Here is an 8,368-nt window from a genome sequence, read left to right as displayed (position 1 = left end):
GTGAACCCAGCCCATCCCCAAGCGAGTGATACACCGCTGGAAATCAAAGAGACGCCCTTTCGCACGATCGGTGCTGCCTTGGCCTGGGCGCAGAGGCGCGATCGCCCCACGGACATTTACATCCACGGCGGCATTTATCGGGAGGCTTTGGGAACAATTCAGCAGCGGCAAACCCCCCTGCGGCTGATAGCTAAGGCGGGCAATCCCGTGATTTTGCGCGGCAGCCAACAATGGTCAGACTGGCAAGAAGTCTCTACCACGCCGGCAGTGACAATCTACCGTCACCCTTGGACCCTGGCTTGGGGATTCTCCGGCAACCCTTGGACGGATTACGGCGTTGATCTGCCCTTGCTAGCGCAGCGGGGCGAACTGGTTTGGCGACAGGATCATCCCCTGCGGCAGCAACTCCGCTTCGAGGAATTGCAGGGGAATGATTTCTATGTGGATGAGAGGGAGCAGCAACTGTATGTGGCCTTGCCAAGGGGCATCTCGCCGAGCGAGCTAGAGGTGGCCGTTCACCGCGAAGCCTTGCGCATCCTAGACAGTCGTCTTATTAGCTTGATCGGGTTGCGCTTTGAACACTATGGCGGCACCTTTACCCAAGCAGTGCGCATTGAACGCAGCCGTGAGATTCTGGTTCAAGACTGTACCTTTTGGGCGAATAACTGGGGCGGGCTGGAAAGCCACCAGAGCGATCGCCTGCGGGTGGAGCGAACCCAGTTTCTGCAAAATGGCTGGCGGGGCATGGCGGGTGTCTATCTACGGGACTTTACGGTTCAGGAGGTGCTAGTTCAAGGGAATAATTGGCGAGGGGCTTGGGCAGGATTTTACACTTGGGATGCAGGGGATAAGTACTTTCACCTCCGCCGAGCTGTCTTTGAGCGCTACCGCGCCGTTGGGAATCAAGCAGCAGGTCTGTGGCTGGATACTGACAATCAAGACGTGCAGATTCGGCGATCGCAGTTCGTTGGCAATGCCGTTGTTGGTCTTTTTCTAGAGGCAGGCGCAGGACCAGTCACCATTGAGGACTCATTGATTGCCTATAACTACAGCGTTGCCCCCAACTACCTGCAGACCCCCGGCATTTTTGGTTGGGCAGCGGCCCATGTCACCCTGCGCCGCAACTGGATTTGGGAAAACCAAGGGGCACAAATTGGGGTGCGGGATCCTTCGCCCCGCACGGTGACACTGCCCGAAACAGGGAAAGAAGTCACAATTGTGTCCCAAGATTGGCACCTAGAGGGGAATTGGATTGGTAGCCACCAAGAGCAACTGCTGACTACCCTCAAGGGGCAACCTTTTTTGCAAACCCTGAGATTGCAGGATAATCACTGGTGGAGTGAGGCTCCCTATCCCTTTCGCATAGAAGGGGAAAATATCAATTGGCACCAGTGGCAGAAACAGTACGGCAATGCCAGCGATCGCTGGCTCACCCCCTAAAGGCGATCGCGCAACTGATTCACCATCGCTTGGGCAGAGGCCTCATCAACAAACATCCCCAGTTGAATCTTGGTTTGCTTGCCATCCCCGACCAAAAAGGCATCGGGCACGAGAGCTTGGACTTTTTCTAGATCAGCAGGTTCTTTGTAGGGAGCGAGGACATAGTAGCGACCATTGGGCATTTTTTCGACAGAGAGTTGTATCCTTTGGTCAGGTTCAGCCGAGGCAGGGGTGGGAGAGGCACTCGGCGAAGGACTCTGGGCAGGTTCCAACTGGGCAAGGGTACTACGATTCACTTCCGGAAATTCCCGCGCGGTCATATCAGGCCCTACGGGCGGTGTCGGTGCTGGCGATTTAGGAGCTGGACTGGCGGGGGAGGGCAATTCGCTGACAATCGGGAAAGGCCGGCGGCTAAACCACCACAGGGCCGCACCACTAAAGCCCGCCAAAATGCCTACCACAATTAACCAGCGTTGCACCAAATGTTGATTATTGCTCTCGCGCCGCTGCAACCAAGGACGCTCTCGGTGTTGCCGTACCTGTTTGAGCAGCTCACGGGTGGAGGGAAAGGGAGACTTTGTTGGGTTTGGCGTTTGGGGGACAGGGGGATCACCGGCGTAGGATTGGGGCAAGAGTTCTGCTAAATCTGTGGGGTCAAACGCGAGAAATGGATCAGGGAGCACCTCATTTGGGCGTTCATCAGCGGCCGGCGCAGTTTCTGAGGTTACCGCCAAAGAACCGACAACGGGAGGAGCGGCTGATGACACAGGCTCTGGGGTGGATGCGGCAGGGACACTCGGTTCTGGGGGCGTTGCCGTTTTCGGAACAGGTGGGGCTTCAAAGGGGGAGTGGGTCTGTACCATGCGATGGCAGCGATACTGGGTAAGTTCTGCCTCTAAACTAAGGTTGAGGACAGCCAAAGCCGCCTGCAAACGTTGGCGATCGAGGGTGGCAGAGGTCATGGCAATCGCTCCGAAATCAGTGCCCAACAGTCCCTTTCCTTAACGCACCGCGCCGATGGATTATGCAGCAAACTGTGCAGGTTCGCCAAAATGGCACAAACGCCCGCTATTGAGTGTTTGCATTCCCGCCTATAACCGTCCCCAAGGCCTAGGGCAAGCCGTGCGCTCAGTGGTGGCGCCCCTGCCCTGCGAATACCATGGCCAGGTGGAGATAGTGATTACCGATGATTCCCCTGCGCCAGCCGCAGTTGCAGATCTACTTGCTTCATGGTCAGGCCGCTGGAACTACCAGCATAATCCGCAGCGCCTAGGCATGGTGGCCAATTGGAACGCGAGCTTGGCCAAAGCCTCAGGGGAGTTTATTCTGCTTTTGCACGATGACGATTACCTCCTGCCCCAAGGAATCACCACCATTCTGCAAACCCTCACCCAGTACAGCCGCCAGTTTGATGTCTTTCTTTTTGGGGTGCATTTGGTGGATCAGCAGCAGCGTTGTCTGCGACGGCAGATGCCACGGCAGCAAAAATGGCTCTCCCCGGCGCAAGCCCTTAGTCAATTGCTGCGGCATTCTTCATTTGTGCGCTTTCCCGCCTTAGTCTGGCGGCGATCGCTCCTCGACGAGGTCGGCTATTTTGATCCCGCCTACGGCGAAGCCACAGACCTCTATCAATGGCTACGCTTCTTTGCCCAGAAGGGAGTTTATACTGTTCCCCGCGCCACTGCTGCCTATACGATTCATGATCAGGCCCTGACAATGGGAATGTTTCAGGCCGAGACTTTGGCCACCCTGGGGCGGATTTTTACAGCCGCTGCCGATTTACACCTTCTCTCACCCCAGAAACTACGGCAGTGCCAGTGTGACTTTTTTCACCAGTTTATCTTGGCGGGAACTTGGCGCTTTTTACGCCGACGGCAGTGGCAACGGGCACAGGCAGTGTACCGGCTTTTTGAGCGGCCAGAGGTCATCGCATTGGGGCGATCGCCCCGCTGGCAAGGTTTGCGTTGGCTGTTTGGCAGTTGGCTTTGGTTGCGAGCACTCTTGGACTAACTGAGGTTGACCGCCCACCGCACATAGGGAAGTCGAGCTGCGACTTCATGAATTTTGTCACGGTTCGCCAAAAGTTGACCACAGGCATCCCATTGACCTGAAATGAACATCTGCCGCGCACTTTCTGCCATCGTTAGGGGAATGACTCGATCTCCTGCTGTCAGGGTTCGTGTGTGCAGATCAAGGGTCAGTTCGGTACCGGGCTGATCCTCCAAGAGGGCTTGCAGCGCTTGGATCTGTTCGGGGGTACTTGTCAGACAAGGAATTCCTATGGCTAGGCAGTTCCCGGCAAAAATTTCGGCAAAACTTTCGCCCACAATGGCTTGAATCCCCCAACGGGCAATCGCCTGGGGCGCATGTTCCCGACTGGAGCCGCAGCCAAAATTGGCATTGACGACTAGAATCTTTGCTCCTTGGTATTGGGGCAGGTTAAAAGGGTGATCTGACGCCCGGCGATCGTCGGCAAACACGTGTTCCCCTAGGCCGTCAAAGGTGACACAGCGGAGAAACCGTGCCGGGATGATGCGATCGGTATCAATATCGTTGCCCCGCAGCGGGAGGCCACGACCGATAATGCGTTCAATCTTACTCATAGGCTTATCTTACTGGATTCCGCAGCTTGTAAGGGCGGGCTGGGGAGAATTGCCCTGGAGCAAGTTACTCAAGAGTAAAGTTGGTGGTTGAGCATGGGGCCAGGCAAAGGCATGGCGAAAGGCTGCTTCTTGGCAGGCTTGCAACTCCTTGAAGTTGAGGATGTCGTGAGTGAGCAAGTTTTCGTACTCAAAGGGCAGCCGCACATTGTGCAGACCGGCATTATCGGTACAGATGGCCACATCCACTCCCGCTTCAAAACAGCGCTCAAAGACCAGCCGCAGTTGCGCGTAGCTCTCAAGCGTACCCGTTTGAAAATAGGTTGTCGGACACACTTCTAGGCATTGACCTGCGGCGGCCACTTCCTTGAGCAGCTCTGGATAGCGCAGGGGAATTTGAATACCATGGCCAATGCGTTGCAGGTATGGCAGCAGTTGGGGATAGCAGCCATTCACCGTTTCGTAGAGGTGGCCGGTGGTTTTCAGGCCGCGATCGCGGGCATAAGCATAGAGTTTAATAAATTCCGCCATGCGATCGCCATAGACACTATCCCCCCCCGCCAAATCAATGCCGCAGACAAACTGGGGAAAACTCGCCGCCAGATCCACAATGGCACGGTTGACCGCATAGGGGAGTCGCGTGTGCATGCAGAGAATTTGGCTCGTGACAATGGGGTACTCCGGCACTTGGCAAGCCAAACCCACCGTCTTCACAATGTCCGCCATCTGCTCAATGCGCTCGCTCTCAGAGCGCTGCGGATCCGTGCGCAGATAGGGAGTATAGCGCAGCTCTAGATAAGCCAAGTTTTCAAAAATATAGGCGCCGCGAATTAGACGAAAAATGAAATAGGGCAATGCCTGTGGTGTTTGCACACTCTCCACAAGGGTGTGGAGTTCGAGGTATTCTTCCAGGGACTGGCGGGGGCGAGTATAAAAGGTTTCAAAGTCCTCGTAGTTGGGAAAGCGATCGGCGAGGGCGCGATCGTTCCGCTGAAAATACCGCCAAAGAATCCGTGGTACAACTGAGCCACCCAAATGCCGATGTAGTTCTGCGTACAGTGCCATACGTGCTCCTTGAACTGGCCAAAACGTCACCAATACCCAAGCCGGCCAGAGGGGTCCATGTCCACACCTCAGCCATAGAAATCGAAAACAGAACAAAAACAGCGATGAACGCAGCAAAGAAGGGTTAAATTATTCCAATGTTAACAAATTTTACAAAGATGGCGCAGGGAACGAGGGGCGCAAACGCTAGGATCATCTCGATCTTCAAATGGTTGGGTATCGCAAATGTGGCTTTTGCAACGGCGAGGACGGTTGCCCTATGCTCTCTCAAGCGGCAATGTAGTCACAATTGCTTTAGAACTATACCGTCATCAGGGCAATCGCTATTTTCTTTTGAGCCTTTTTGCCCATGCGTGGTTTTTTTTGCTCACCATTGCCGCCGTGCTGATCGGGGCCGTAGCGCTAATTATGGGTGGGCTTCTTGCTAGGACGAGCAATGATGTTACTCCGTTTCTCTTAGGCGCAGGCATCAGTATCCTGGCGGCCTTGCCCTTGTATCTTTTTGGTTGGGCACGACTGATGGCCGGTGGTGCGCTGCTTTCTCGCCGTATCTATGCCGTTCTCACTGCCCTTGAGGAATCAGAATCGGAAGCCCGCCGCCGCATTTTTCCAAACATGCTGAATTACTTGCTGGCCACGCTGATTGTGGGTTTCATTTTGCTCATAGTTTACGGGGTCTTGGGGGCGATCGGTTACTTAATCTATTTGGTCGGTGCGCCTTTAGTGCAATTGCTGGCGCAGAATATCCAAACTGAACCCACAAGAAACCTCTTCTTCTTAACTTTTTTGCCGAGCATTCTGTTACTGGTGCTCCTTGCGTTGTTGGTGATTGGCTACTTCATGGCACGGCTCTCCCTTGTTGATGTCGTCTTAGCCCTCGAACCCGGTTGTACGCCCCTCAAATCTGTTCAGCGCAGTTGGCAACTGACCCAGGGACAGGCGTGGCATACCCTAACGGTGTTCTTTGTGGCTTCCCTTGCCACGATTCCCGCGAATCTCCTTGGCAGCCTCATCAACAGCGTGGTGATTATTCCCGTCGCTGGCCTGTTTGTAGCGGTTTTACTCCTGCCCCTCTGGCAAGGGATCAAGGCAGTGCTCTACTGGGATCTGCGGGTACGCAATGAAGGAGCAGCGTTTCAAGTCCGCCCTGAGGCAGTAAATCCCCTGCGCTGGTTGCGACGGGTTACACTACGCACACCCGAAAGTATTGAGTTGGACTTTGCCCTTGGGGGAATCGGTAGCCGGATTCTAGCTTGGCTCATTGATCAGGTGATTCTCTACACAGCACTTGTACTCTTTTCGCTGGCTGCAGGGTACCTCTACTTTTATGCCCTTTACCCGTGGCTGATTGAGGTGCTACCCGCCGGTGGTCAAAGTATTGGAGCTTGGAGTTTGGCTATTTATCTACTTGTGACGTTTGCCCTCTACAACGGCTACTACATTTTCTTTGAAACCTACTGGCAAGGGCAAACCCCCGGCAAGCGCTATGCAGAAATTCGGGTTGTTCAGGATAATGGCCGCCCCATTGGTTTGCGGGAAGCCACGTTGCGCAGTCTGCTTCAGCCTATTGATTTTGCTTTTTTTGGTATAGGGGCATTCCTAGTGGCGTTATCTCGATCGGAAAAACGCTTAGGAGATATGGTGGCAGGTACCCTTGTGATTCAAGATGAACAAGCAGTGCGGTTGGCTCCTAAAGCTACACCCCTTCAGCAATCACAGGCGGCTTGGGTACAGGAGTTGCGATCGCTCGCCCACTGGGAACAGATGACTCCTGAACACTATCTGCTGGTACGGAACTACCTCAACAGTCGCGATCGCCTGAGTCCTGCAGGTCGCTATCAAGCGGCTCAAGAGCTACGCCAACAATTAGAACCCCTGTTGCTGCCAACATATCCTGCCAACTGGCCTACCCTCAGTGCCGAGGATTTCCTAGAAGGTCTATACATTGCCTATCGTCAACGATACCAGTCATCCCCCTAGTGTGAGGCCGTTATGCGCTGGCTGCTGACCCTTAGTTGTAGTCTGACCCTTTTGGGCGCCTTTCCCCTGTTCATGGGTCGGGCGAGTGAACCGACAGTTCAGGCTGTTGCTTCTCTCCCTCAACGCTATCAACTGCTGGGGTTATCCTTTGAAACGCCCCTACCGTTTTCGCCGCCCACCTCATTTGGTGAAAATGGCGTTGCTGTGGTCTATCCCGCCAACGCCCTACCGGGAGAGCACAAGCTAATGGTGGCCTTAATGAGCTTACCTAAAACAAGCGAGGTGCTGGGGGGTCTCTCGGATCAGGAGTTGCGCAGTTGGCTACGGTTTACTCAAATGGGTGGCTCCCTCTCAGCCGCTTCTGGGCGGATTGAGCGACAGATTTTGGGGCGGCGAGTAGGTGGTGAAGTGTTTTATGATCCAACCCCTCGACCGATGCACCAAGAGTTATATTTAATTCATCTCCAAGGAGGGCGGCGGTTGGCTCTCCTCTTTGAAGCGGAAGATCAAGTGCCCTTGCCTGTGCTGGAGCAAGTCTTTAACCACGTGGCAGCCTCGCTGCAGGAATTACCCCCGCGATCGCGAGAATGGCAACAGAGTTTTGAAGGGTGGAAACATCCTTGAGCCTAAGGGCATTCCCCCAACAGTTGAAATGACCGGAGATCTGCCCTGTAGCCCAGATTGCTGGCAGCGCCGCAACGGAAACCCTGCGGGTCAATTCTCTCCATTGGCGATCGCCCGCGGCTGGGTTGGATCATCAGCCCCATGCCCAAGCCCCCCTCTTGCCCTGGATTTAACGGAAATTTTCCGCGTGTTCCTGGTGGACAGGGTTGTCATTGGCTCAACGAACCGAATGCAGTGGCACTCCGGCAACTCCTTTGAAGAAGCCGAGATCATGGGTGGCTGAGGGATGGGGGTCTCCGCCAGTTTATTAACTTTACGAAGTTCGTAAGGGTGAAACTCCAAAGCACCCAGTAACGAATTACGCCGTTCTGCAATACCTACGCTAACCATTACTGGCTAAAGCAATCAACGACCACCACGCATCGCCGCCTTGTCCTTAAGCTGCCGCCGGAACTCGAAGAAGCCCATCTCAGCAATGGACTGCGACAGGGGCCGATTCTTCAGCATGCCGCGCACATTCAGACTCTCGACGCAAATCCTATCGAACCGGCGCGTGAGAGCGGACGTGAACCATGCAACCGCACCGGCCTCCTCGCCTTCTCAGGGTGGATTTTTCTTTGCCGACGGATCTATTCAGATGGACAAACCCTTGATTTTTG

Annotated in this window: 8 protein-coding genes and 1 pseudogene; 5 read left to right on the top strand and 4 right to left on the bottom strand. The window is 54.7% G+C overall.

What is annotated here, in order from left to right; genetic code table 11:
• Positions 1–1,440, top strand: a 1,440-nt coding sequence (locus Q0683_RS10805) for a right-handed parallel beta-helix repeat-containing protein (protein ID WP_298612529.1), incomplete at its 5' end; no start/stop codon positions are given.
• Here Q0683_RS10805 and Q0683_RS10800 read toward each other — a convergent pair.
• The gene (locus Q0683_RS10800) at positions 1,437–2,402 is read right to left on the bottom strand and encodes an SPOR domain-containing protein (protein ID WP_298977687.1); all 966 of its coding nucleotides are present in this window, start codon (positions 2,400–2,402) and stop codon (positions 1,437–1,439) included. The genes Q0683_RS10805 and Q0683_RS10800 overlap by 4 nt on opposite strands.
• Before the next feature lie 109 nt (positions 2,403–2,511).
• Here Q0683_RS10800 and Q0683_RS10795 point away from each other — a divergent pair, with 109 nt between their 5' ends.
• Complete coding sequence (locus Q0683_RS10795; RefSeq protein WP_298977684.1) at positions 2,512–3,450, top strand: glycosyltransferase; 939 nt, start codon at positions 2,512–2,514, stop codon at positions 3,448–3,450.
• Here the strand turns inward: Q0683_RS10795 and leuD are convergent.
• The gene (gene leuD, locus Q0683_RS10790; RefSeq protein ID WP_298977681.1) at positions 3,447–4,043 is read right to left on the bottom strand and encodes a 3-isopropylmalate dehydratase small subunit; all 597 of its coding nucleotides are present in this window, start codon (positions 4,041–4,043) and stop codon (positions 3,447–3,449) included. The genes Q0683_RS10795 and leuD overlap by 4 nt on opposite strands.
• A 9-nt stretch (positions 4,044–4,052) precedes the next feature.
• Positions 4,053–5,105, bottom strand: coding sequence for an adenosine deaminase (locus Q0683_RS10785; RefSeq protein WP_298977678.1), 1,053 nt, complete (start codon positions 5,103–5,105; stop codon positions 4,053–4,055).
• Between the two features lie 225 nt (positions 5,106–5,330).
• Between Q0683_RS10785 and Q0683_RS10780 the strand changes: the two genes are divergently transcribed.
• From Q0683_RS10780 to Q0683_RS10770, 3 genes are read left to right on the top strand one after another with little or no spacing between them, the layout of a single operon-like run.
• Complete coding sequence (locus Q0683_RS10780) at positions 5,331–7,085, top strand: RDD family protein (protein WP_298977675.1); 1,755 nt, start codon at positions 5,331–5,333, stop codon at positions 7,083–7,085.
• 12 nt (positions 7,086–7,097) lie between these two features.
• Positions 7,098–7,709: a hypothetical protein gene (locus tag Q0683_RS10775; protein ID WP_298977673.1), complete on the top strand. Its 612-nt coding sequence runs from the start codon at positions 7,098–7,100 to the stop codon at positions 7,707–7,709.
• A 28-nt stretch (positions 7,710–7,737) separates the two neighbouring features.
• Complete coding sequence (locus Q0683_RS10770) at positions 7,738–7,992, top strand: CRISPR-associated endonuclease Cas1 (protein ID WP_298615980.1); 255 nt, start codon at positions 7,738–7,740, stop codon at positions 7,990–7,992.
• A 125-nt stretch (positions 7,993–8,117) separates the two neighbouring features.
• Here the strand turns inward: Q0683_RS10770 and Q0683_RS11075 are convergent.
• Positions 8,118–8,276 (bottom strand): annotated as a pseudogene (locus Q0683_RS11075) (RNA-guided endonuclease TnpB family protein); the annotation flags it as partial.
• Positions 8,277–8,368 lie beyond the last annotated feature (92 nt).

Source organism: uncultured Thermosynechococcus sp., assembly GCF_938074695.1.
GTDB lineage: Bacteria > Cyanobacteriota > Cyanobacteriia > Thermosynechococcales > Thermosynechococcaceae > Thermosynechococcus.
Note: the sequence above shows the minus strand (reverse complement) of the source record. Positions and strands in the feature narration are given on the sequence as shown.